This is a genomic window from Virgibacillus ndiopensis (assembly GCF_900187325.1).
GTDB lineage: Bacteria > Bacillota > Bacilli > Bacillales > Amphibacillaceae > Virgibacillus_E > Virgibacillus_E ndiopensis.
Window position 1 is genome coordinate 1,216,726 of sequence record NZ_FZMZ01000006.1, and the last position, 23,310, is coordinate 1,240,035.

General features: G+C 34.8%; 23 protein-coding genes. 22 read left to right on the top strand and 1 reads right to left on the bottom strand.

Annotated features, from left to right (window positions below; all coding sequences use genetic code 11):
- The first annotated feature begins 18 nt into the window (after positions 1-18).
- From flgK to CS937_RS18270, 20 genes are all read left to right on the top strand, one after another.
- A complete protein-coding gene (gene flgK / locus CS937_RS18180; protein ID WP_099159876.1) occupies positions 19-1,572 on the top strand; it encodes a flagellar hook-associated protein FlgK in 1,554 nt (517 codons plus the stop codon).
- Positions 1,573-1,578: 6 nt separating this feature from the next.
- Positions 1,579-2,469, top strand: a complete 891-nt coding sequence (gene flgL / locus CS937_RS18185; protein WP_099159877.1) for a flagellar hook-associated protein FlgL — start codon at positions 1,579-1,581, stop codon at positions 2,467-2,469.
- A gap of 75 nt (positions 2,470-2,544) precedes the next feature.
- Complete coding sequence (locus CS937_RS18190) at positions 2,545-3,117, top strand: DUF6470 family protein (RefSeq protein WP_099159878.1); 573 nt, start codon at positions 2,545-2,547, stop codon at positions 3,115-3,117.
- An 18-nt stretch (positions 3,118-3,135) separates the two neighbouring features.
- Positions 3,136-3,585 carry a flagellar assembly protein FliW gene (gene fliW / locus CS937_RS18195; protein ID WP_099159879.1) on the top strand — a complete coding sequence of 150 codons (450 nt, stop codon included), beginning with the start codon at positions 3,136-3,138 and terminating at the stop codon, positions 3,583-3,585.
- Positions 3,586-3,587: 2 nt separating this feature from the next.
- The gene (gene csrA / locus CS937_RS18200) at positions 3,588-3,815 is read left to right on the top strand and encodes a carbon storage regulator CsrA (RefSeq protein ID WP_099159880.1); all 228 of its coding nucleotides are present in this window, start codon (positions 3,588-3,590) and stop codon (positions 3,813-3,815) included.
- Between the two features lie 80 nt (positions 3,816-3,895).
- Positions 3,896-4,261 (top strand): flagellar protein FlaG, encoded by a 366-nt coding sequence (gene flaG / locus CS937_RS18205; protein ID WP_099159881.1) that lies wholly within the window; start codon positions 3,896-3,898, stop codon positions 4,259-4,261.
- A gap of 124 nt (positions 4,262-4,385) precedes the next feature.
- Positions 4,386-4,784, top strand: a complete 399-nt coding sequence (gene fliS, locus CS937_RS18210; protein WP_099159882.1) for a flagellar export chaperone FliS — start codon at positions 4,386-4,388, stop codon at positions 4,782-4,784.
- A complete protein-coding gene (locus tag CS937_RS18215) occupies positions 4,784-5,137 on the top strand; it encodes a flagellar protein FliT (protein WP_099159883.1) in 354 nt (117 codons plus the stop codon). Before fliS ends, CS937_RS18215 begins: the two co-directional genes overlap by 1 nt.
- 228 nt (positions 5,138-5,365) lie before the next feature.
- Positions 5,366-5,923 (top strand): ribosome hibernation-promoting factor, HPF/YfiA family, encoded by a 558-nt coding sequence (gene hpf / locus CS937_RS18220; RefSeq protein ID WP_099159884.1) that lies wholly within the window; start codon positions 5,366-5,368, stop codon positions 5,921-5,923.
- 285 nt (positions 5,924-6,208) lie between these two features.
- A complete protein-coding gene (locus CS937_RS19595; RefSeq protein WP_176555885.1) occupies positions 6,209-6,373 on the top strand; it encodes a hypothetical protein in 165 nt (54 codons plus the stop codon).
- A 228-nt stretch (positions 6,374-6,601) separates the two neighbouring features.
- Positions 6,602-9,112: a preprotein translocase subunit SecA gene (gene secA / locus CS937_RS18225; RefSeq protein ID WP_099159885.1), complete on the top strand. Its 2,511-nt coding sequence runs from the start codon at positions 6,602-6,604 to the stop codon at positions 9,110-9,112.
- Between the two features lie 119 nt (positions 9,113-9,231).
- Positions 9,232-10,333 (top strand): peptide chain release factor 2 gene (gene prfB, locus CS937_RS18230; RefSeq protein ID WP_099159886.1). Its coding sequence is split into 2 segments (ribosomal slippage): positions 9,232-9,303 and positions 9,305-10,333, totalling 1,101 coding nucleotides; the frame shifts between segments, so codons are not numbered across the junction.
- A 228-nt stretch (positions 10,334-10,561) separates the two neighbouring features.
- Positions 10,562-10,945 carry a cytochrome c551 gene (gene cccB / locus CS937_RS18235; protein WP_099159887.1) on the top strand — a complete coding sequence of 128 codons (384 nt, stop codon included), beginning with the start codon at positions 10,562-10,564 and terminating at the stop codon, positions 10,943-10,945.
- A 311-nt stretch (positions 10,946-11,256) separates the two neighbouring features.
- Positions 11,257-11,943, top strand: coding sequence for a cell division ATP-binding protein FtsE (gene ftsE / locus CS937_RS18240; RefSeq protein ID WP_099159888.1), 687 nt, complete (start codon positions 11,257-11,259; stop codon positions 11,941-11,943).
- Positions 11,933-12,826 carry a permease-like cell division protein FtsX gene (gene ftsX, locus CS937_RS18245; protein ID WP_099159889.1) on the top strand — a complete coding sequence of 298 codons (894 nt, stop codon included), beginning with the start codon at positions 11,933-11,935 and terminating at the stop codon, positions 12,824-12,826. The genes ftsE and ftsX overlap by 11 nt, the downstream gene beginning before the upstream one ends.
- A gap of 39 nt (positions 12,827-12,865) precedes the next feature.
- On the top strand, positions 12,866-14,170 hold the full coding sequence (locus CS937_RS18250) for a murein hydrolase activator EnvC family protein (RefSeq protein ID WP_099159890.1): 1,305 nt from the start codon (positions 12,866-12,868) through the stop codon (positions 14,168-14,170).
- A gap of 144 nt (positions 14,171-14,314) precedes the next feature.
- On the top strand, positions 14,315-15,778 hold the full coding sequence (locus CS937_RS18255; RefSeq protein WP_099159891.1) for a S41 family peptidase: 1,464 nt from the start codon (positions 14,315-14,317) through the stop codon (positions 15,776-15,778).
- A gap of 138 nt (positions 15,779-15,916) precedes the next feature.
- Entirely contained in the window at positions 15,917-17,113 is a 1,197-nt protein-coding gene (locus CS937_RS18260; RefSeq protein ID WP_099159892.1) for a PDZ domain-containing protein, read from the top strand.
- 244 nt (positions 17,114-17,357) lie between these two features.
- Positions 17,358-18,425 (top strand): multicopper oxidase domain-containing protein, encoded by a 1,068-nt coding sequence (locus tag CS937_RS18265; RefSeq protein WP_099159893.1) that lies wholly within the window; start codon positions 17,358-17,360, stop codon positions 18,423-18,425.
- Between the two features lie 128 nt (positions 18,426-18,553).
- Positions 18,554-19,093, top strand: coding sequence for a YkoP family protein (locus CS937_RS18270; RefSeq protein ID WP_099159894.1), 540 nt, complete (start codon positions 18,554-18,556; stop codon positions 19,091-19,093).
- Here CS937_RS18270 and CS937_RS18275 read toward each other — a convergent pair.
- Complete coding sequence (locus tag CS937_RS18275; protein ID WP_099159895.1) at positions 19,079-19,918, bottom strand: metallophosphoesterase; 840 nt, start codon at positions 19,916-19,918, stop codon at positions 19,079-19,081. The genes CS937_RS18270 and CS937_RS18275 overlap by 15 nt on opposite strands.
- A 95-nt stretch (positions 19,919-20,013) precedes the next feature.
- Between CS937_RS18275 and CS937_RS18280 the strand changes: the two genes are divergently transcribed.
- Entirely contained in the window at positions 20,014-21,138 is a 1,125-nt protein-coding gene (locus tag CS937_RS18280; RefSeq protein ID WP_099159896.1) for an MGDG synthase family glycosyltransferase, read from the top strand.
- A gap of 184 nt (positions 21,139-21,322) precedes the next feature.
- On the top strand, positions 21,323-23,308 hold the full coding sequence (gene uvrB / locus CS937_RS18285) for an excinuclease ABC subunit UvrB (protein WP_099159897.1): 1,986 nt from the start codon (positions 21,323-21,325) through the stop codon (positions 23,306-23,308).
- Positions 23,309-23,310: the final 2 nt, after the last annotated feature.

The following is a 23,310-nucleotide window of genomic DNA, read 5'->3' on the forward strand; positions in this document are numbered from 1 at the left end:
TTTGAGAGGAGTAAATTAATGAGTACTTTTCATGGATTGGAGATGGCTAAGCAAGCACTTTTTGCACAACAGTCAGCTTTATATACGACAGGTCATAACATTTCAAATGCAAATACACCTGGATATACAAGACAACGAGTGAATTTTGAAACACTTCCTGCATTCCCTACCGGGTCACGAAATCGTCCAGAAATACCAGGGCAATTAGGAACTGGAGTCGAAGCGGGTTCAGTACAGCGAGTACGTAATCAGTATTTAGATTATCAGTACCGGACGGAAAACACGAAAACAGGTTACTGGACTACAAAGTCTGACGCTCTAGCTCGTATGGAGAACTTATTGAACGAACCTTCTGAGAGTGGGCTTTCCAAAACGATGGATCGGTTTTGGCAATCGCTTCAAGATCTTTCTGTTAATCCTGAGAATTCAGGAGCAAGGTCAGTTGTTGCACAACGCGGGCAAGCAGTAGCAAAGACATTCAATTATTTATCTGACTCGTTAAATTCCATACGAACCGATTTACAAAGTCAGATTGATGTTACGACGAAAGATGCGAACTCGTTAATTCGTCAAATCGATTCTATTAATGAACAGATTAAAAATGTTGAACCACATGGGTACTTACCGAATGATTTATATGATGAACGTGATCGGTTAATTGATGAATTATCAGGGATTGTTAATATAAAGGTTTCGTATGACAAAAGTAGCGATAGCTCAATGGATATTGCTGACGGATTGGCAACAATTGAGGTTGTAGATGATGAAGGTAAATCATTAAACAATCCACCTGTCTTGTTGGTGAATGGAAATGATGGAACGTATCAGGAGCTTAATGTATCCTATGCAGAAAAAGATCAGGATAATGCTGTTCATAGGATATCGGTTGGAAAGTATGATGAAAATGGTAATTTCACAGCGAATCCAAATCAAGGGTTTAGTGCAACCGATTTTTCATCTAATGGATCATTAAAAGGGTTTATAGATAGTTATGGTTACACAACTACTGACGGTAGTGTTACAGGTGAGTATACTGACATGATTGCTGATTTAGATTTAATGGCTAAAGAATTTGCTGGAAAATTTAATGAAGTACATGAAGGTGGATTTGGATTAGACAATCAGCCTGGAATTCCATTTTTTGATGATAAACAAGAAATAACAGCAGAAACAATAAAGGTAAATAGTGCTATTTTAGATGATCCTGATCTGATCGCAGCTAGTGAAGATGGGACATCCGGTAGTGGTGATAATGCTTCGAAGTTAGCTAATGTTTTTGAGGTGGACTTGGAAAATCTAGGTGATAATACATCGGTAAAAACGTTTTACGAGTCTATTATCGGTGATCTCGGAGTACGTGCTCAAGAAGCCAATCGAATGGTAGAAAATACTGGAATTCTTAAATCGCAAGTACAGGATCAACGAATGTCTGTAAGCTCGGTATCACTTGATGAAGAGATGTCAAATATGATCAAATTTCAACATGCTTATAACGCTGCAGCCAGAAGTATGACAGCTGTAGATGAGATGATTGACCGGATTATTAATAATATGGGATTAGTAGGAAGGTAGGTATATATGAGGATTACACAAGGGATGCTTTCGAATAATATGCTACGAAACTTATCGAATAGTTACTCCAGTTTAGACACTTTAATGAATCAGTTATCTACTGGTAAAAAGATTAATCGCCCTTCTGACGATCCAGTTATAGCGATGAAGGGTATGAACTACAGATCACAGGTAGTAGAAGTGGAACAATACCTGCGTAACACAAATGAAGTACACAACTGGATGGACAATTCCGATGCAGCCTTAGATAAGGGAACCCAAGCATTACAAAAACTTAGAGAATTAGCTGTACAAGCAAGTAGCGATACGTATGATGAGGAAGAGCGTAAAAACATTATGGAAGAAGCAACACAGTTAAAAGAACATTTAATTGATATTGCGAACACAAAGGTAAATGGTAAATATATTTTTAACGGAACAAATACAAACAAAGCGCCATTTGATGAAAATGGAAACAACGTATCTACCACAACAAATCCTGTAGTGATTGAGGTAGCAAAGGGTACTAAATTACAGGCAAATGTTGATCCATCTTCAGTGTTTTCGGGTGATCCCGATACTGCAGGTGATTTATTTGCAGATATTGATAGTTTTATAAATGCCTTAAATTCGAATGATCAAGATGGTATTGAACAAAGTATCGAAACACTAGATGGAAATATTAATAATGTTATTAATGCAAGAGCTGATTTAGGTGCACGTATGAACCGATTAGATTTAGTGGAAAACCGTTTAAGTCAGCAAGAAATTATTGCTAAGAAAACGATGTCAGAAAATGAAGATATCGATTATGAAAAAGTAATTACGGAATTAATTACTCAAGAGAGTATTCATCGTGCTGCACTATCAGCTGGATCAAAAATAATTCAACCGACATTATTAGATTTTCTACGCTAGTTTATCCCTAATCCCTGGCCCACATACACGCAGTGGTTCAGGGTTTTGTTACTTTTTAGGTAAGGACTGATTGATATGCAACTACCACAAATACGAATGTCTTCACAAATGGCACAGATAACTATTCAGCAAACTCCAGGCCATCAGGAAATTCAACAACCGGAAGCTGATTTGTCGATACAGCAACCGAAGGCGGAAATATCAATGAAAACGACTCCTTCTAAGCTTCGTATTGATCAAACTCAAGCTTGGGAAGATATGAATCTAATGCATATTTCTAAGCGCATTGAGAAATTTGCAAGTGATGGACGACAACGTTTATTGGAAGGTATTGGTAGAAGGGCTAGACAAGGAAATGAGCTTATGGAAATTGAAAATAAAGGAAATCCTATTGCAAGTCAAGCAATTGAAAATGGTTATGATGGTATGAAAAAGTTAGGGATTACATTTATTCCATCACAATTTGCTGTGAAAATTAATTATCAGCCATCAGATTTACAAATAGATGTGAAAGTAAATAAGCCTATTATAGATGCAGAGCCACATAGGCCAATTCATAAATATGAACCAAGTAACGTTAATATTGGTATGAAGCAATACCAGGATTTACAAATCGATTTTGTTCATTTATTTTCAGAATCAATATAGAAAGGATGCCAAAGTACTATGAACATACAAACGAAATATTTTGGGGAAATGGTAGTAGATGATTCAAACATAATTCAATTTCCAGGGGGAGTACCGGGATTTGTCGAGGAAAAAGAATTTGTTTTGTTAGATTTTCCGGGAAATTCGGTTTTTCAGGTTCTACAATCTTTTAAGACAGAGAATCTTGCTTTTATCGTGACAATTCCATATCATTTTTATCGCGAATACTCCTTTGATTTAGATGATAGTATACAAGAGAGCCTGCAAATAGAAACGGAGTCAGATGTTACAGTTTTTTCTATTGTTACATTAGCAAATACGTTTGAAAAAAGTACACTAAATCTAAAAGCGCCTGTGATTATTAATTCTAAAAGCAAGCTTGGAAAACAATATATTCTTAATAATGATGACTATCCATCCAAAGCAAAAATTTGGCCAACTGTTGCTTCGGGTGTGAAAGGAGAATAAGTATGCTTGTTTTGACAAGAAAAAAGAATGAAGCAATTCAAATAGGAGACGAAATTGAAATTACAGTACTTGAAATGGAAGGTGACCAAATTAAACTGGGAATTGCTGCTCCTAAATCAGTTGATATATATAGAAAAGAGATTTATTTAGATATTCAGCAACAAAATAATGAAGCAGCTAATATATCAAAGGATTTATTAGAACTCTTAAAAGATAAGAATATTACATAAATAGCTAATTACACTTAATAAATAGATGCCTCTAGCCGATATAAAAGAAAAATAGCTAGGCTAGAGGAGATGCATGGGCAATGAGGTTAGATAACATAATTACTGGATCGCACCCCTTGCAAACTAGAGAACACAACGAGCTACTAACATCTGCAAAAAATAGATCCACAATAGAGAAAATTAACGAGATAAACCACGAAAAACAGGGTGAAGAGATAACTAGTTCAAAAGAAGTTAAAACGGTTGTATCTAAATTGAATGAGTTTATTGAACCTACAAGAACTAATTTAAAGTTTGAGTTTCATGAAAAACTTAAAGAATATTATGTGACCGTTGTTAATCCATTAACTGATGAGGTTATCAAAGAAATTCCTCCGAAAAAAATGCTAGATATGTATGCTGCGATGGCAGAATTTATGGGATTACTTGTGGATGAAAAAATATAAGATTAAGGTTGGTTTAGACAAATGGCGTATAAAACCAACGCTATGGAAAGTAGTACAACATATGTGATGTACTAATTTAGTGATTGTGTATTGGTAATAAATATAAAAGGGGTGTTCCGTTCATATGGCACAAAACAAGTACCAAACCTATCAAGAAAATGCGGTAAATACGGCTTCTGGTGGCGAATTAACATTAATGTTATATAATGGCTGTATTAAATTTATTAAACAAGCAATGAAAGATATGAACGAAAAAAGGTTTGAAGCAAAAAATACAAATATCCAAAAAGCGCAAAATATTATACAAGAATTAATGGTTACACTAGATCCTTCTTATGAGATTTCAAGTCAACTATTACCATTATATGACTATATGCAGTTTCAGTTAAAAGAGGGAAATGTGAAAAATGAGGTAGCACCACTTGAAGAAGTGTTAGGTCTTGTGACAGAATTTCGTGATACATGGAAGGAAGTAATTCTAAAGACTCGACAAAAGCAATACGCACAAGGTGCTAGTGTCTGATGAATCGTTTGGATAGCCTTTATCAAGTTACAAAACAGCTGGAAGAAATACTTGATCATGATGTTTCACCTGGAAATCGGGAGCAAGTTATAGGTGAAATAAATGAGTTAACCGAAAAAAGGGGAGATCTTTTAAAAAAAGTAATGCCTCCATTCAATGATACTGAAAAGCTGACTGGTGAAAAACTTGTCGAAATGAACAACAAAATTCAACAAAAAATGAATTCTCTATTTGTTGAGCTAAAACAGGAAATGAAGCAAATTAAGCAACAAAAGAAGTCTAATAAAACGTATACAAATCCATATGAAAACGTAAAAACAATAGATGGTATGTTTATGGATAGCAGAAAATAATGGAAAAGCTCCTATTTAAAGGGGCTTTTTGTCATTTATAAACTAATAATAAAAAGGTTTTAAAAAGTGACCAAAATTATTCTAGGGTTAATCCTTTGCATAGATGCATTCTATCAACTTATCAACAAAATTCTTCTTGATTTGACACAAATATTATTTAGTTTTTGCAGGAATTGGACAGGGTATAGTAGAATAATAAATACATAAGGATGAAAGGAGGACACTTTTATGAAATATAACATTCGTGGTGAGAATATTGAGGTGACTGGCGCTATACGTGACTACGTACAAAAGAAGATCAGCAAGCTAGAAAGATACTTTGATACACCGCCAACATCCGATGTACATGTAAATTTAAGTGTCTATAATGATGAGCAGAAGATTGAAGTTACAATTCCAATGACTAATTTGTTACTTCGTGCGGAGGTACAACATATTGATTTGTACGCTGCCATCGACCTTGTAGTCGACAAGTTAGAGAGACAAATCCGAAAGTATAAAACAAAAGTAAATCGTAAATTCCGTCAAAATGGAGCTCCCAAGCATGTTTTTGCGGAACTAGAAAAAGAATCAGCAAGTAGTCAAATTGCTTTAGAAGAAGATGAACTTGAAATAGTAAGAACAAAAAGATTTAATTTAAAACCAATGGATTCTGAAGAGGCAGTATTACAAATGGATATGTTAGGGCATGCTTTCTACGTATTTACTAACGCAATATCTGGTGATACGAATGTTGTGTATCGCCGTAAAGATGGTAAATATGGTTTGATTGAGCCTAATAGCTAATAGCAATTGAAAATAAAAATATTAAGCTGACTCACAAGGTGCAAATTTTTGTAACCAGCGGGTCAGCTTTTTTGATTTTATATCTTCTTTCAAATGTACTAAATTTATTTTTTTGAATTTTTACAAGATGTTTTTTTACAAAATAGGAGAATAATACTATTCGAAAATTCCATTTTAAATGAAAAAACGGTCAAAATTGGTCTAAAAATTTAAAAATAAAGATTGGTCTTGTCATCGTATTCCATGATATAAGTAAGATAACAAAAAATTGAAGGGGGAAAGGTGATGAATAGTCAGGATTATATCGCATTTGACGCATTAGTAGTTAAAGTTCAGCAACAGGAAGAAACAATAGCCCAGCTTGTAGAAATAGTAGCTACGACAAACCGTAAACTTACTGAGCTATCACGAAAAGTACATAAAAAAGAACATGGTTTTTCTCTTACCTAATCATCTCTCCGAATAGTTTCTTCCAATATTCCGCAATACTACCTCGAAGTATGCCTCAATATAAAGAGTAGCTTATCCACAAGCTACTCTTTTTTTGCATAATCTCTCCGTATCAGCAAATACGCCATAATGCAAGCAGTTGTCATACTTGTTTGGAAAGTGTTATTATTAAAGTTAGCTAAAAGTAAACATATAAATGATTTTGAACTTTATTGAGGAGCGTTTAGTATGCCAGGATTATTGAAAAAGATTTTTGGTGATGGAAATCAAAAGCAATTAAATCGATATCAAAAAATAGTTGATCAAATAGAATCATTGGAGCCAGAGTATGAGAATTTAGCAGATGATGGTTTAAAAGAGAAAACAGAAGAATTTAAAGAGCGCTATCAAAATGGTGAAAGCTTAGATGATATGATGGTTGAAGCTTATGCAGTTGTTCGTGAAGCATCAAAACGTGTATTAAATATGCGACCGTTCCCTGTTCAGTTAATGGGTGCTATAGCTTTACATGAAGGCAATATTGCTGAAATGAAAACTGGTGAAGGTAAAACGCTCGCATCGACTATGCCAGCATATTTAAATGCAATCGCAGGTGATGGTGTCCATATCATAACTGTAAATGAATATTTAGCTGGTCGCGATGCGAAAGATATGGGGGAACTATACGGTTTTCTTGGCTTAACAGTTGGTTTGAATGGTAATGGATTAACGAAAGAAGAAAAACGGGATGCGTACTATTGTGATATTACGTACGGTACAAATAATGAGTTCGGTTTTGACTATTTACGTGATAATATGGTTCTTTACAAAGAGCAGATGGTACAACGTCCATTAAATTTTGCAATTATTGATGAGGTTGACTCCATTTTAATTGATGAAGCAAGGACCCCTTTAATTATTTCGGGTTCAGCACAAAAATCCGCCTCTATGTATCAACAAGCGAATTCTTTTGTTAGTACATTACAAAAAGAAACAGATTATACGTACGATGAAAAAACAAAAGGTGTTCAATTAACAGAGGAAGGTATAAATAAAGCAGAACGATATTTTTCAATTGAAAACTTATTTGATTTAAGCCATGTTTCGTTAACTCACCATATTAATCAAGCATTAAAAGCACATGCCTCGATGCATCGTGACACAGATTATGTGGTAGAGGAAGGCGAGGTTGTTATTGTCGATCAATTTACTGGTCGTTTAATGAAGGGGCGTCGTTATAGCGATGGACTCCACCAAGCAATTGAGGCAAAAGAAAGTTTACAGATTCAAAATGAAAGCATGACATTAGCTTCAATTACATTCCAGAACTTCTTCCGGATGTATCAAAAGCTCTCAGGTATGACAGGTACAGCTAAAACAGAAGAGGAAGAATTCCGTAATATTTATGCTATGGATGTTGTTGCTATACCAACAAATAAACCGATCATTCGTGATGACCGTGCTGATTTGATATATAAATCAATGGAAGGTAAGTTCCGTGCCGTTGTAGATAATATTAAAGAGCGACATGAGAATGGTCAACCAGTTTTAGTCGGAACGGTAGCTGTCGAAACATCAGAATTAATTTCACAGCTATTAAAAAAAGCCGGTGTTAGGCATAATGTATTAAATGCTAAAAACCATTACAGAGAAGCCGAAATTATAGAAAATGCTGGTCAAAAAGGAGCAGTTACAATCGCGACAAATATGGCTGGTCGTGGTACAGATATTAAACTTGGTGACGGTGTAGTAGATCTTGGTGGACTTGTTGTAATAGGTACTGAACGTCATGAGTCTCGTCGTATCGATAACCAATTACGTGGTCGTTCTGGACGTCAAGGTGATCCAGGTATGACACAATTTTATTTATCGATGGAAGATGAATTAATGCGTAGATTTGGATCAGATAATCTTCGTTCAATGATGGAACGACTGGGAATGGATGACACGCAGCCAATTGAAAGTAAAATGGTATCAAGGGCTGTTGAATCAGCTCAAAAACGTGTTGAAGGTAATAACTTTGACGCACGTAAAACAGTATTGTCTTATGATGATGTATTACGTCAGCAACGAGAAATCATTTATAAACAGCGATTCGATGTAATTGATTCCGAGGATTTGACGGAAATTATTGAAACTATGATTAAATCAACAGTTGAACGTGTTGTAAATACGCATACAGCAGATGACCTTGATGAAAATTGGGATTTAAATGCTATTATTGAATATGCACACGGAAATTTATTTGACGTGGAAGACATTACTGTTGATGAATTAAAAGGTAAAGAACCTGAAGAAATTATTGACTTAATTATGGAAAAGATAAAAGTAAAATTAAATGAAAAAGAAGAGGAATTAACACCTGAACAAATGCGTGAGTTTGAAAAAGTAATCCTTCTTCGTACGGTTGATACAAAATGGATGGATCATATCGATCAAATGGACCAATTACGTCAAGGTATTCATTTGCGTGCTTACGGCCAAAATGATCCGTTACAGGAATATCAAGCTGAAGGGTTCCACATGTTTGAGCAAATGATAATTGCAATTGAAGAAGAAGTTGCCAAATATGTGATGAAAGCTCAAATCCGTGATAATTTAAAACGCCAGGAAGTCGTGAAAAATACACAAGCTGTTTCTGGTGGCGATGAAAACAAAAAGAAATCCCGAAAACCATATGTAAAAAAAGAAAATATAGGCAGAAATGATCCATGCCCATGTGGAAGCGGTAAAAAATATAAACAATGTCATGGGAAGTAAATGGCTGAAGTTAGAAGTTAGATGAAGGAAATTGGTAAGAAAATCGATTTCTAATTAGATAAAACACTCCCATATAATTTGGGAGTGTTTTCATGATAGTTAATTGATGAGGTGACGATATGGAACTTGTTGAAATCAGAAATGAATTAGATAAAATGGCTACACGCATTACTGACTTTAGGGGGTCTCTTTGACTTAGATGCTAAGAAAGAGCGAATAAAAGAATTAGAGCTGCAAATGACAGAGTCTGACTTTTGGGACAATCAAAATGTAGCTCAACAAGTCATTAACGAATCAAACGGATTAAAAGGATATGTTACTGCATTTGAGGAGTTAGAAGAACGTTTGGACAATATTGAAGTATCATATGAATTAGTTAAAGAGGAAAATGATCAAGAATTATTTAACGAATTGATAAATGAAACTTCAGACCTACGCCAAAGCATTAACGAATTTGAATTACAGATGTTGTTAAGCGAGCCCTATGATGCAAATAATGCATTATTGGAATTACATCCAGGTGCAGGTGGAACGGAGTCACAAGATTGGGCAAGTATGCTTCTAAGGATGTACCAACGTTGGGCAGAGGATAAAGATTTTAAAGTTGAAACACTTGATTATTTACCTGGAGATGAAGCAGGTGTAAAAAGTGTTACGCTATTAATAAAAGGTCATAATGCCTATGGATATTTGAAGGCTGAAAAAGGTGTCCACAGATTAGTACGTATCTCACCATTTGATTCATCTGGTCGGAGACATACATCGTTTGTATCGTGCGACATCATGCCGGAATTTAATGATGATGTCGAAATTGATATTAAGACAGAAGATCTAAAAATTGACACGTATCGTTCAAGCGGAGCAGGTGGGCAGCATGTTAACACAACTGACTCAGCTGTCCGAATCACACATATACCGACAAATGTTGTCGTTACGTGTCAATCAGAGCGTTCGCAAATTAAAAACCGTGATCAAGCAATGAAAATGCTTAAGTCAAAATTGTATCAATTGGAAATTGAAAAGCAACAACAAGAATTGGACGATATCCGTGGAGAACAAAAAGAAATTGGATGGGGAAGCCAAATTCGGTCTTATGTTTTCCACCCCTATTCTATGGTAAAGGACCACCGTACAAATGTTGAAGTCGGGAATACTCAATCTGTAATGGATGGAGATATCAACCCATTTATTGATGCTTATTTAAGGTCACAAATCGACTAAGTAAAGAAAATTTTTTAGGGGACAATCCATTATCAAGGATTGTCCCTATTTAATTATACTTTAAAAAGATTTCATGAATTTGACACAATTTGCCAAAGACGTTGAACCACTTGTTTTTATTGGCTTTTTCGGTTACTTGAGTATGTGAGGATAGGGTTTTAAAAGAATATAATTAGGTTATAATAAAATATGTTAGTTACTACTAAATTTTGTTAGGGGGATTGAAGCATGAAAAAATGGCTATTTACAGTTTTATTTGGTTCAGCACTAGTACTTGGAGCTTGTGGTGGCGGGGATGACGGCGCAAGTGATGATGCTAACGATAATGGTGGCGATAATGCAACTGAAGAATCTGCCGACAATGGTGGTTCTGAAGGTGGTACTGTAGACACTGCAGCTGCTGAAAAATTATTTGAAAGCAACTGTGCTTCTTGTCATGGTGCAGACCTATCTGGTGGCGTGGGACCTAATTTAACAAAAGTTGGCTCAAAATATTCAGCAGATGACATTGCTGGATTCATTCAAAATGGTAAAGGTCAAATGCCAGCACAGTCACAAGTATCAAAAGAAGATGCACAAACAATTGCATCTTGGTTAGCAGAAAAGAAATAAGTAGTTTTGGTAGAAAGCTTGGTCCATTGTGGGTCAAGCTTTTTTTGTGCAATTATTTATAGTAAACCGTTAAAATTACAAATATTGTCTAAATTAGACAAATATTTTCATAAAAACAAAAAACTACATCACTTTGAAATGAAAATGTAATAATTTTTGTCTAAAAAAATTGCTGAAAAATGTTATACTATATAAGTATAATTTAAAATGAATTATTCGAGCTTTAAAAATAATAGATTATTGACTTCTTTATACAAAGTTTTGACAGCTTAGAACCTACAATAAAAAAGAAGATGAAGGTGATACGTAAAATGATACATATGAAAGATGTTTACAAAACGTATGCCAATGGTGTAACTGCACTAAATGGCATTAATATAGATATTGATCAGGGAGAGTTTGTATATATTGTTGGTCCTAGTGGTGCTGGTAAGTCTACATTTATTAAACTGATGTACCGGGAAGTAAAACCAACACAAGGATCAATTGTTATAAACAATACGGATATGAGTGATCTTAAAGAAAAGAAGGTTCCTTTTCTACGTAGAAATATTGGAGTAATATTTCAAGATTTTAAATTGTTGCCGAAACTATCAGTCTATGAAAACGTTGCATTTGCTCTAGAGGTTATCGAAGAATCCCCGCGTAATATTCGTAAGCGTGTAATGGACGTCCTCGAACTAGTTGGCCTTAAAAATAAGGCTCGATTTATACCCGATGAATTATCTGGTGGTGAACAACAGCGTGTTTCCATTGCAAGAGCTATTGTAAATCATCCTAAAATTGTAATTGCAGATGAACCTACAGGTAATTTAGATCCTGATACATCATGGGGAATTATGCAGGTTTTTGAAGAAATTAATTCAAAAGGCACTACAATTATCATGGCCACACATAGCAAACATATTGTGAACACGATTAAGAAGCGTGTTATTGCTGTTGAAGACGGTTTAATTGTGCGAGACGAGCATCGAGGTGAATACGGCTATGAAGCTTAGAACAGCAAAGAGACATTTTCGTGAAGGAATAAAAAATATTTTTCGTAATGGTTGGATGACAGTTGCATCAGTTGGTGCTGTAACAACTACATTAATTTTGGTAGGGGCATTTCTTGCATTAATGCTCAACTTAAATCAAATGGCGGATAATATTGAAGATGATGTTGAAATAAAAGTTTTAATTGACCTTACCGCAAACGAAACACAAATTAAGTCACTAGGCGAACAAATAAAAAAGATAGATGAAGTAGACACTGTGTCATTTTCCTCAAAAGAAGAGGAATTAGAAAACTTAATTGAAAGTATGGGTGAGGAAGGTAAATCTTGGAAATTATTTAAACAGGACAACCCTTTAAACCATGCTTATATCGTAAAAGCAACAGATCCGCTTGATACCGTGGATATAGCAGATAAGATTAAAGACTTTGATGCAGTGCAGGAAGTAAGCTATGGAAAAGACGTAGTTCAAAAATTATTCCAGTTTAATGAGTATGCACGTACTATTGGATTGGTTCTAATTGTTGGACTAGTATTTACAGCTATTTTCCTCATTTCAAATACGATTAAAATTACGATTATGGCTCGTAGTAAAGAAATTGGAATTATGAAGCTAGTCGGGGCGACGAACGGATTCATTAGATGGCCATTCTTCATTGAAGGAATGCTTCTGGGGGTATTAGGAGCAATCATTCCAATTGCCATCATAATATCGGGGTATTATTACTTGGAAAACACGTTAAGCAAGCAAATTTCCTTTAGCTTTGTTGAGATATTACCGTTTAATCCATTTGCTTGGCAACTATCACTTATTATTCTAGCCATCGGTGCATTTATCGGCATGTGGGGAAGCATAATGAGTGTTCGTAAATTCTTAAAAGTTTGACAAAAGATAGCTTACTTTCAAGGGGAAAGGGGAAACGGAATGAAAAAGATAGGATCATCCTTCCTAGTAGTTACCTTACTACTAGGAACAGGGATGCTTAATGGGAACCAAGTAGAAGCAGAATCAATTGATGATGTAAAAGATGAAATTAATCAAATGGAAAAAGACAAAAATCAATTAGATAATAAACAGAATAAGTTGGATAGTGAAAAATCGAATACAGAAGAAAAAATCCAAGAAAACCTGTCCAAGCAGGATACGGTAAAAACTGATATTAATTCTATCGATCAGAAGCTTAAAGAAACGAAAAATGCAATTAAAACAAAAGAAGATCAACTTATTAAAACAAACAAAGAAATTGAACAATTAAAAAAAGATATCAAAGTTTTAAAAGAACGTATTAAAGAACGCGAGAAATTACTTAAGGAACGGTTACGCACGATCCAACAAAATGGTGGAGACATGCGATACTTAGAAGTGATACTAGGGTCAAAAAGTTTTGGAGACTTTATTAGCAGGTCTACGGCAGTAAACACGATAATGGATCAGGATAAAAATATTATGGAAACACATGCTGCCGAAAAGAAAGAACTTGAAGATAAAAAGATAAAAGTTGAAGAAAAGAAAGCAGCTATGGAAGATCAAAAGAAAGAATTAGAGTCGTTAAAGGTTCAGTTAAATGATCAAATGGCTGAAAAAGAAAAATTAATGGAAAAATTGGAAGAGCAACATGAAAGTTTAGAAGATTACAAAATAAGCTTAGCAGATGAACAGGAGCTATTGCGTAAACAGGAAATTGCTCTTCAAAAAGCTATGAAACTAGCAGAACAACAAAAAGCTGAGCTAGAACAACTAGCCAAAGAACGAGCAGCAAAAGCTAAGGCTAATTCTGGATCAACTACATCTTCTGGACCAGTTATTACTGGTGGAAATTTTATATGGCCAGCAAGTGGTAGCCGTTCATCCAATTTTGGTTGGAGAACTCACCCGATTAGAGGAACAGCTGACTTTCATGGTGGTATAGATATTGCCGCAGCTAGTGGAACACCAATATATGCATCGACCTCAGGAGTCGCCATGCCAGGACATATAGATGGTTCGTACGGAAACCATGTTATAATTGTTAGTAGAATAGATGGGCAGACATATACTACGTTATATGCACATATGAGTAGCTATGTAGTAGGTAGTGGACAAGCTGTAAAACAAGGTGATCTAATCGGATATATGGGTAGTACAGGGGCATCTACTGGATCACATTTACATTTTGAAATTCACAAAGGTGGATACCAAGGCTCTGGTCCGAACTCAAACGTAGTTAATCCTATCAAATATTTAAATTAGTATTTTATCAATGGATATTTGCATTTTTCTCGCATAAACTATAATATTAAAGGCATCGCACATAACGGTGTGATGCCTTTTTGATAGTTCTAATTATTAACTACATAGAACCACCAATCGAACACTAACTATTGGGGTGAAAAAATGAATTTCAAAAAACAAAATATAGTACTAATCTTAGTAGCTGCATTAATTGTTGGTTTTGCAGGAGCGTATTTTGGAGTGAAAATTGCACAACCGGATCAATCAAACCAGGAAGATAGTTCGAGTTTACAATCAGCTTTAACTGACAATGGGAATAAAAAAACTGACCAACCAGAAAATATGGATAAAGTTGTCCAAGCGTATAGTTTAATTAAAGAGAACTATTTAGAAGATGTTGATGATAAAAAGTTAATTGAAGGCGCAATTCAAGGAATGTTAAAGACCCTTGAGGATCCATATAGTACATACATGGATGCTGAAACAATGGAACAATTTAATGAAACAATAGAATCGTCCTTTGAAGGTATTGGTGCAGAGGTTAGTATGAAAAACGGACAAGTAACCATCATTGCACCAATTAAAGATTCACCAGCAGAGGAAGCGGGATTACGTCCAAATGATCAAATTCTAACCGTAAATAAGGAAAGTGTGGAAGGATTAGATTTATTTGAAGCTGTTGAAAAAATACGTGGGAAAAAAGGTTCTGAGGTCGTTTTAAAGATTCAGCGTCCCGGTGTATCAGAACCATTTGACGTAACAATAGTACGTGATGATATTCCTTTAGAAACCGTTTATTCGGATATTAAAACGGTTGATGGAAAGAAAACGGGTGTAATTGAAATAACTACTTTCTCGGAAAACACCGCAAAAGACTTTACAGATCAATTAGCAACGTTAGAAGAAAAAGGGATCGAAGGACTTGTAATTGATGTACGTGGTAATCCTGGTGGTCTTTTAAACGTTGTCGAGGATATTTTGAAACAGTTTGTACCTAAAGATATTCCATACGTGCAAATAGAAGATGGGGATGGAAAGAAACAGAGGATCTTTTCCAAACTTGAAGAGAAAAAGGATTATCCTATAAGTGTAGTTATTGACGAAGGTAGTGCGTCTGCTTCAGAGATCCTTGCTGTGGCCATGAAAGAGATTGGATATAATGTAGTAGGAACGAAAAGCTTTGGTAAAGGTACTGTACAACAAGCAGTTCCAATGGGGGACGGCAGTACGATTAAATTAACATTCTTTAAATGGCTTTCACCAAAGGGGAATTGGATTCATGAAAAAGGAATCAAACCTACAATTGAAGTGAAGCAGCCGGATTATTTCTATTCTAATCCTGTTCAAATAGAGGATCCATTGACATATAATCATACAGGCGAAAAAATAGCAAACATTCAAGTTATGTTAAATGGTCTCGGTTATGATACTGGACGTGATGATGGGTACTTTAACAAAGAAACAGAAAGTGCTGTAAAAGTATTCCAACAGGATAATAATTTGAAAGCTACAGGGGAAATTGATCAGAAAACAGCAGGAGCAATTGAAACAAAAATTGTTGATAAGATACGTAGTGGTAAAGATGACCGACAGTTGGAGAAGGCCTTAGATTCATTATATGAATAACATGGTCCGCGAGATTATCTCGCGGACTTTCTACTTATAGCTAAAATTCCACCCAGTACAAGCAGGAAATAATTCGACATATATCGAATAGTAATAAGAAGAGTAGGTATGAAGGTACACTGAAAGGTGATTACATAAATGGAAACATGGTTAATAGAGCTAGCAAAAGGAATAGGCAGATTGTTTTTAAACCCTTTGTTATACTGGTCGATTATTTTGGCTGTATTAGTTGGGGTTAAACGGATTAATAGTGAAAGAAAGATTTTTGGATTAAAAGTATTTGATATTTTTTCAGAATGGAAAGGAACATGGACTATATCACTTGTATCAGGGGTGCTTATATCGGTACTATTGCTAGGTGTCGGTATGGTTTTTTCCTATGAAACAATTCTTTTGTTAAGTGTTGTAGTTGTTAGCTTCAGTTTAACGATTAGATTTACCATGCTTTCTGCAAGTTATACGATTGGTACGACGTATTTAATACTTTTATTTATCCCGTTTTTTTTAGATAACCAATCATTTGCAAATGCTAGTTTGTTTTCAACAACTAATTTTACAGGTTTAACGATATTGTTAGGATTATTTTTACTTATAGAAGCGATTTTAATGGTTAGGACCAAACGAAATGAAACTTTCCCTCATTTAAAGATAGGTCAACGTGGGAAATGGATAGGGCAACACCATCTAAAAAGAGCTAGTATTATTCCATTTTTTGTTTTAATTCCATCTGGGATGATTACTTCATTTGCTCCATTTTGGCCATATTTTTCTATAGGGGGAGAAACATATAGTATATTGCTAGTACCTTTTTTACTTGGGTTTGATCATGTGGTAAAAGGGAGCTTACCACAACCAGCTGGAAAACGAATAGCAAGGTCGATAGCAACTTTAGGCGTAATAGTACTTCTTTTATCGATTGGAAGTATTTTTGTTACCTGGATATCACTTATTGCAGTAATTATTGCAATACTAGGAAGAGAATATATTAGTTATAGGCACCGTGTTAGTGATAAAGAGAAGAGTCCGTATTTTCATATGAATAATAAAGGTTTAAAAGTATTATCCATTATACCAGGTACACCTGCAGATCGATTAGATATACTTGTTGGAGAAACAATTATAAAAGTAAATGGTAAAAAAATAAATGATGTCAATGCGTTTTATCAGGCATTACAAGCAAGTGGAGCTTCTTTTAAACTAGAATTATTAGATGATTCGGATGAAGTTAGGCTCCTACAGAGTGCATTGTACCAAGGGGAGCATCATGAGTTAGGAATTATTTTTTCGAATAGCCAATATCCGAAAGAGCTTTTTCATGCTGATAGTTTAAATTAAGTTAATACATTAAAGTAAAAGGTAAAGAAGTACTTAAAGAGTGCTTCTTTACCTTTTTATTTTCATGATTTGTTCACAATTTCACAAAGTGTTAGTGATCTGAGTCACATGTGATTTAGGTATTTTAGACTACGCTACAGATGAAGATAAGATAAACCATTTAGTCTAGCAGATAACAATGTCAACGTTAATAATGATTAGATGGTTACTAAACTTATCTAATGAAAAATGAGGGGTGACTTGCATGTTAAGAAATATAAGGATTCAAGTCGTTACTGCTTTAAGTATTTCGGTTTTAATGTTATCTGCTTGTTCTGAATCACAAACAAAGGTATCACCTGAAGTGGAAAATACTATCGATGCCGTTCACGCAAAATCTGAAACATCAAACGTAATTAAACCGCATCAAGGCATTAATTTACAACCAACACCCGTAAAAATGGAACGAAGAGGAACAGAAGTATTTATTAGTATGACAGCGCAAATAACAGATATTGAAGTTGAAGAAGGGTATACGTATAAAGCATGGACATTCAATGGGGAGGCACCAGGACCTCTAGTTATAGTAAATGAAGGAGACACCATTCATTTTACACTCGAAAATAAAGATCCGGCAATTCCACACAGCATGGATTTTCATGCAGTACAAACTGCGCCAAATAAAAGTTTTACGGACGTAGCACCGAATGAGGAAGGTACATTTACTTATCAAGCAATGAAACCGGGAGTATTTATGTACCATTGTGGAACTGCACCAATGCTTGCACATATCGCAAATGGAATGCATGGCGTCATTATTGTACAACCAAATGATGGATATCCAACCGATAAAGAGGTTGACAAAGAATATGTAGTTATACAGAACGAATGGTATAAATATAATGATTTGGATGATATGACAAATGGTGAGCCATCTCAAGTAGTATTTTCTACAAAAGCTCTTCACGAAGGTCAAGCTAATACAAACGGTACAGTTACAGCTATTAAAAATAAGCCTCTTTTAGCAAAAGTAGGTGATAAAGTACGAATTTATCTTAACAATGTGGGACCGAATGAGATAAGTTCTTTCCATGTAGTAGGAACGATCTTTGACGATGTCTATTTAGATGGCAATCCTGAAAACCATTTTGAAGGAATGCAGACTGTTATACTTCCGGTAAGTGGTGGAGCAATTGTTGAATTTACTGTAAATGAAGAAGGTGTTTATCCTTTTGTTACCCATCAAATGAATCATGCTGCTAAGGGTGCAGTTGGCCACATTAAAGTAACAGTTGATGGAAACGATGATGGACAGGCGTTACAAGGTAACTAGAATCATAACAAAAAAGAAGTGCTCTACGTTTAATTTGTAGAGCACTTCTTTTTGCTAAAAAATTCCTTTTATAATTTCTTACCTTTATAACAAACTAATAGTAATCACCGCAAAGAAAGGAAAGCAAAATGAAAAGCTATTTGTTAGGTGTATGGAATGTTATTGATCCTATATATTATAGTTTAACTCGTTTACGCTACGTACCAGATAATGATAAACGTAATACGCTGTTTCGTGTTAGACTAACACGTTATAAAGGTAGTCGAGTAATACTAAAAGATGGAACTGTAATCAATAAAAATGATTTATTAATAAAAATTCATTTACACAATGTACGAATGCTCACAGATTTAAACAACATCACAAGTGAAGTTAAACGAGCTGTTTACGTTTATCATATGATTAAACGTTCCTTACCTCGACTTGCTAATTACGTCCAGATTCACTATCGAAATAAAGAAATTAAAGCCATAATAGGCATTACTACTTTATATCGTGGTGCAGACCGTTTAGGTTTTGAAATAACTTCAATTAACAATCCTTACTATAGTATATTAAAAAAAGGGAGCTTTTTACCAATAAATTTCTTAGCTAATACTTCGTGTCGGAATAGCCCGGTTTATTTATTCATGTCTAAAGAGCAACTGCTAACCTTATATAACATTTGATTCCGAAGTGTGAATTGCAATATCATGAAATGTTATTTCAGGTCTACTGCCAATTCGAATATTTAGACCAGTTTGTCCTAATCCTTCACTAATATAAAAAGGCATATTATTTTGTTTATGCAGGCCCTTAATAACGTTTTTTCTAGCAAGCTTTCCCATTTTAGCAAGGTGATAAGCTTTAGGATAACATATTTGTCCGCCATGAAAGTGACCTGCCATTAAATAATCAAATGAATAATGATCCATTTCCAAGACTATCGTTGGGTCATGGGTTAAAACAATATTTGTACCTGCTTTTACATTATGAAAAGCTAAAGGTAAATTGCTTCGGTTTGTGCTGTAATCATCGACACCGATTATGTTAATTAAGCTTCCGTTAATTGAAATTGTTTTACTAGTATTTTGCAATACGTGACAATCATATCGTTCAAGCAACGACTTTAGTTCAGTAAGATCAGTTTCGTTTAAAACATAATCGTGATTACCAAAAACGGCGTACATCCCGTATCGTGGTTTTATTTCTTGTAGAACCTTTAAATAGGGTTGTAGCTTTGGAATAGTACGTTTGCGATCAAGAAAATCTCCTGTTAAGGCAATGATATCAACCGCTTCGTCGTTCAGTTTTTTCTTTAGCTGCGAAGGTGTTAATGATATATTTTCAAGGTGCATGTCAGAGATGTGGAGAATAGATAGGGAATGATTTGTTTTAAGGGTATGGTTAGAATTTATTTTTATTTTATTTATCGTAATGTCTTTTGTATTTCTATAAGCTTTGTAACAGAGAATTACTGTTAAAATAAGCAAAATTGTAAGTGTGAATGCCATAATAGACAACTCCTCTCCCACAAAGGATTATATCATGCATACATCAGTTATTTCATATGTAAATAGTGGTATTATAAATAAAGCGAGATGATTTAATGGATCAACCTAATCGAGAAGTAGCATTATTTTTGCCTTTTATGCAAATACCGTCCGGACATCATCATGTCGCAGATGCATTAATAAACGAAATGAAATACTGTGAAAGAAATATGACATGTGACAAGATTGATATTTTATCGTACAGTTTTGGAAAAGTGGAGAAAGTTGTATCTGCTTCGTATTTAACTTGGATTAAATGGTTACCAAGCGTTTACCATTGGCTTTATTTCCATTCTGCATATAAAAGCTCTCCTCAGAACAATCGTAATTATCTCTATGAATTATTGTTTACCTATTTTTTTAAACGGCTAATCAATGCTAAAAAGCCAAAAGTTGTTTTTTGCACGCATGCATTACCATCAAATATTGCTAGTGTGTTGAAACAAAAAAATCAACTAAATGCTACTATTGTTAATGTGTATACGGATTTTTTTGTCAATCGAATTTGGGGATTGAAAGAAATTGATTTTCATTTTGCTCCAACACTAGCTGTTAAACGTTATTTGTTAGATCAAGGTGTTAATGAAAATTGTATATTTGTTACGGGTATACCTGTGCATTCAGCTTTTAAGATACAGGAATCGAAGCCAAATAGAGTGCAACAGCTTTCTATATTGGTTGCTGGAGGAAATTTAGGTGTAGGATCTATAAAAGAGATGTTATCGGATCCTACAAATGAAAATCACCTTCATTATCATGTGCTGTGTGGGAAAAACGAAAAATTATATCAACAGCTAGTACATGAAAATAAAGCAAATGTTACGCCATACGCATATATAACATCTAGGGATAAGATGAATCGTTTATATGATCAAGTTGACGCAGTAATGACAAAACCAGGTGGTGTTACGATAAGTGAAAGCTTATTAAAGCGAAAACCAATTTTTGTATATAATCCACTGCCAGGTCAGGAAACAATTAACACAAAACATTTATACAATCAAGGACTTATCCTGCCAATAAATATGAATAAATCAATAAATACGCAATTAGTGAATTATTTTGCCGATCAAAATCAACAGGAAAGGTACTCACAAAGGGTTGTAGAGTATCATCAAAATATAGATAAACGGCCAATTTATTTAATTATTGATAGAATAATGAGGGATAACTCAGTATAACACCAGCAGAGAATCACCTATCTGCTGGTATTTATACGTGATTCCTTTTACAAATGATTTTTCAATATAATATAAGGGTAGAATAGAAGATAGAAAAATAAAACATATTGGTCGAATATTTGTTCGTGTTTATGTTAAAATTAGTTTATAATTATAGTAAATTAGAAGAACGGAGGCTTGCCTTGTGGAAAAACAGTTCGAACTAGTGGCACAATATGAGCCACGTGGAGACCAACCGAAAGCAATTAATGAATTAGTTGAAAAGGTTTTAGCAGGTCAGCAGCATCAAACGTTACTAGGAGCAACGGGTACAGGTAAGACATTTACTGTTTCAAACGTTGTTACGGAAATTAATCGACCTACATTGGTAATTGCGCACAACAAAACATTGGCAGGTCAATTGTACAGCGAGTTTAAAGAATACTTTCCGAACAATGCTGTTGAATATTTCGTTAGCTATTATGATTATTATCAACCAGAGGCCTATGTGCCATCGACAGATACATTTATTGAAAAAGATGCAAGTATAAACGATGAGATTGATAAGTTACGACATTCTGCTACCTCAGCATTATTTGAACGAAATGATGTGCTGATTGTTGCTAGTGTTTCGTGTATTTATGGTTTGGGTTCACCAGAGGATTATAGCAGTCAGGTTCTTTCATTACGTATGGGGATGGAAAAGGATCGTGATCAATTATTGCGTGATTTAGTAGATATCCAATATGCGAGAAATGACATAAATTTTCAACGTGGTACTTTCCGTGTTCGTGGAGATTCAGTTGAAGTAATTCCAGCATCACGCGAAGAACATTGTTTACGATTCGAATTTTTTGGTGATGAAATAGACCGTATCCGGGAGGTAGATGCTTTAACAGGGGAAATTATTGGAGATCGTGAGCACGTAGCTATTTTCCCGGCATCCCACTTTGTAACTCGTGAGGAGAAACTGAAGCTTGCAATTACAAATATAAAAAAAGAACTAGAGGAACGCTTGAAGGAATTACGTTCAGAGAACAAATTACTAGAGGCTCAAAGGATCGAGCAACGTACGAATTATGACATTGAAATGATGCAAGAAATGGGATTTTGTTCTGGAATTGAAAATTATTCGAGACATTTGACATTTCGTGAACCAGGATCGACACCATATACATTGCTGGATTATTTTCCAGAAGACTTCCTTGTGGTAATAGATGAGTCACATGTTACCTTACCCCAAATCAGGGGAATGTATAATGGAGACCAAGCAAGAAAACAAGTATTAGTTGATCATGGTTTCCGTTTGCCATCAGCACTTGATAATCGACCATTAAAGTTTGAGGAGTTTGAGAAACAAACAAATCAGCTTATTTATGTTTCTGCTACTCCTGGACCATATGAGTTGGAGCACTCACCTGAAATGACAGAGCAAATTATTCGGCCAACTGGATTGTTGGATCCAAAAATTGAAGTACGACCAATTGATGGTCAAATTGATAATTTAATTGGTGAGATAAATAAGCGTTCTGAGCGTAACGAGCGCGTGCTTGTGACAACATTAACGAAGAAAATGTCAGAGGATTTAACGGATTATTTGAAAGAGATTGGTATTAAGGTTGCTTATTTACATTCAGAAATTAAAACACTTGAACGTATTGAAGTTATTCGAGATTTACGAGTTGGAAAATATGATGTTCTAATTGGAATTAATTTATTACGTGAAGGACTTGATATTCCAGAAGTTTCACTCGTAGCTATTTTGGATGCTGATAAGGAAGGATTTTTACGTTCGGAACGTTCACTTATTCAAACGATGGGGCGTGCAGCCCGCAATGAAAACGGTGAAGTTATTATGTATGCTGATAGAATAACCGATTCGATGCAAGTGGCAATGGATGAAACGAATCGGCGCCGTGAAAAACAAATGGCATATAACGAAAAACATAACATTACACCGACAACGATTAAAAAGAATGTTCGGGATGTTATCAAGGCAACAGTTGCAGCCGAAGATCAGGAATCATACGATGATGATAAAACAACAAGCCTAGCAAAACTACCGAAGAAAGAAAAAGTAAAAGTAATCGAAAACATGGAAAAAGAAATGAAGGAAGCTGCAAAAGCGCTTGATTTCGAAAAAGCTGCAGAGCTTCGAGATATTGTAATGGAATTAAAATTGGAAGTATAACT

Bases quoted from the DNA above. Each gene is read 5' to 3' on its own strand.
- secA (WP_099159885.1), top strand. From the start codon at position 6,602: ATGCCAGGATTATTGAAAAAGATTTTTGGTGATGGAAATCAAAAGCAA.
- flgL (WP_099159877.1), top strand. From the start codon at position 1,579: ATGAGGATTACACAAGGGATGCTTTCGAATAATATGCTACGAAACTTA.
- CS937_RS18260 (WP_099159892.1), top strand. From the start codon at position 15,917: ATGGAAACATGGTTAATAGAGCTAGCAAAAGGAATAGGCAGATTGTTT.
- CS937_RS18265 (WP_099159893.1), top strand. From the start codon at position 17,358: ATGTTAAGAAATATAAGGATTCAAGTCGTTACTGCTTTAAGTATTTCG.
- ftsX (WP_099159889.1), top strand. From the start codon at position 11,933: ATGAAGCTTAGAACAGCAAAGAGACATTTTCGTGAAGGAATAAAAAAT.
- cccB (WP_099159887.1), top strand. From the start codon at position 10,562: ATGAAAAAATGGCTATTTACAGTTTTATTTGGTTCAGCACTAGTACTT.
- CS937_RS18280 (WP_099159896.1), top strand. From the start codon at position 20,014: ATGGATCAACCTAATCGAGAAGTAGCATTATTTTTGCCTTTTATGCAA.
- csrA (WP_099159880.1), top strand. From the start codon at position 3,588: ATGCTTGTTTTGACAAGAAAAAAGAATGAAGCAATTCAAATAGGAGAC.
- flgK (WP_099159876.1), top strand. From the start codon at position 19: ATGAGTACTTTTCATGGATTGGAGATGGCTAAGCAAGCACTTTTTGCA.
- ftsE (WP_099159888.1), top strand. From the start codon at position 11,257: ATGATACATATGAAAGATGTTTACAAAACGTATGCCAATGGTGTAACT.
- CS937_RS18190 (WP_099159878.1), top strand. From the start codon at position 2,545: ATGCAACTACCACAAATACGAATGTCTTCACAAATGGCACAGATAACT.
- CS937_RS18255 (WP_099159891.1), top strand. From the start codon at position 14,315: ATGAATTTCAAAAAACAAAATATAGTACTAATCTTAGTAGCTGCATTA.
- CS937_RS19595 (WP_176555885.1), top strand. From the start codon at position 6,209: ATGAATAGTCAGGATTATATCGCATTTGACGCATTAGTAGTTAAAGTT.
- CS937_RS18275 (WP_099159895.1), bottom strand. From the start codon at position 19,918: ATGGCATTCACACTTACAATTTTGCTTATTTTAACAGTAATTCTCTGT.
- flaG (WP_099159881.1), top strand. From the start codon at position 3,896: ATGAGGTTAGATAACATAATTACTGGATCGCACCCCTTGCAAACTAGA.
- CS937_RS18270 (WP_099159894.1), top strand. From the start codon at position 18,554: ATGAAAAGCTATTTGTTAGGTGTATGGAATGTTATTGATCCTATATAT.
- CS937_RS18215 (WP_099159883.1), top strand. From the start codon at position 4,784: ATGAATCGTTTGGATAGCCTTTATCAAGTTACAAAACAGCTGGAAGAA.
- hpf (WP_099159884.1), top strand. From the start codon at position 5,366: ATGAAATATAACATTCGTGGTGAGAATATTGAGGTGACTGGCGCTATA.
- fliW (WP_099159879.1), top strand. From the start codon at position 3,136: ATGAACATACAAACGAAATATTTTGGGGAAATGGTAGTAGATGATTCA.
- CS937_RS18250 (WP_099159890.1), top strand. From the start codon at position 12,866: ATGAAAAAGATAGGATCATCCTTCCTAGTAGTTACCTTACTACTAGGA.
- fliS (WP_099159882.1), top strand. From the start codon at position 4,386: ATGGCACAAAACAAGTACCAAACCTATCAAGAAAATGCGGTAAATACG.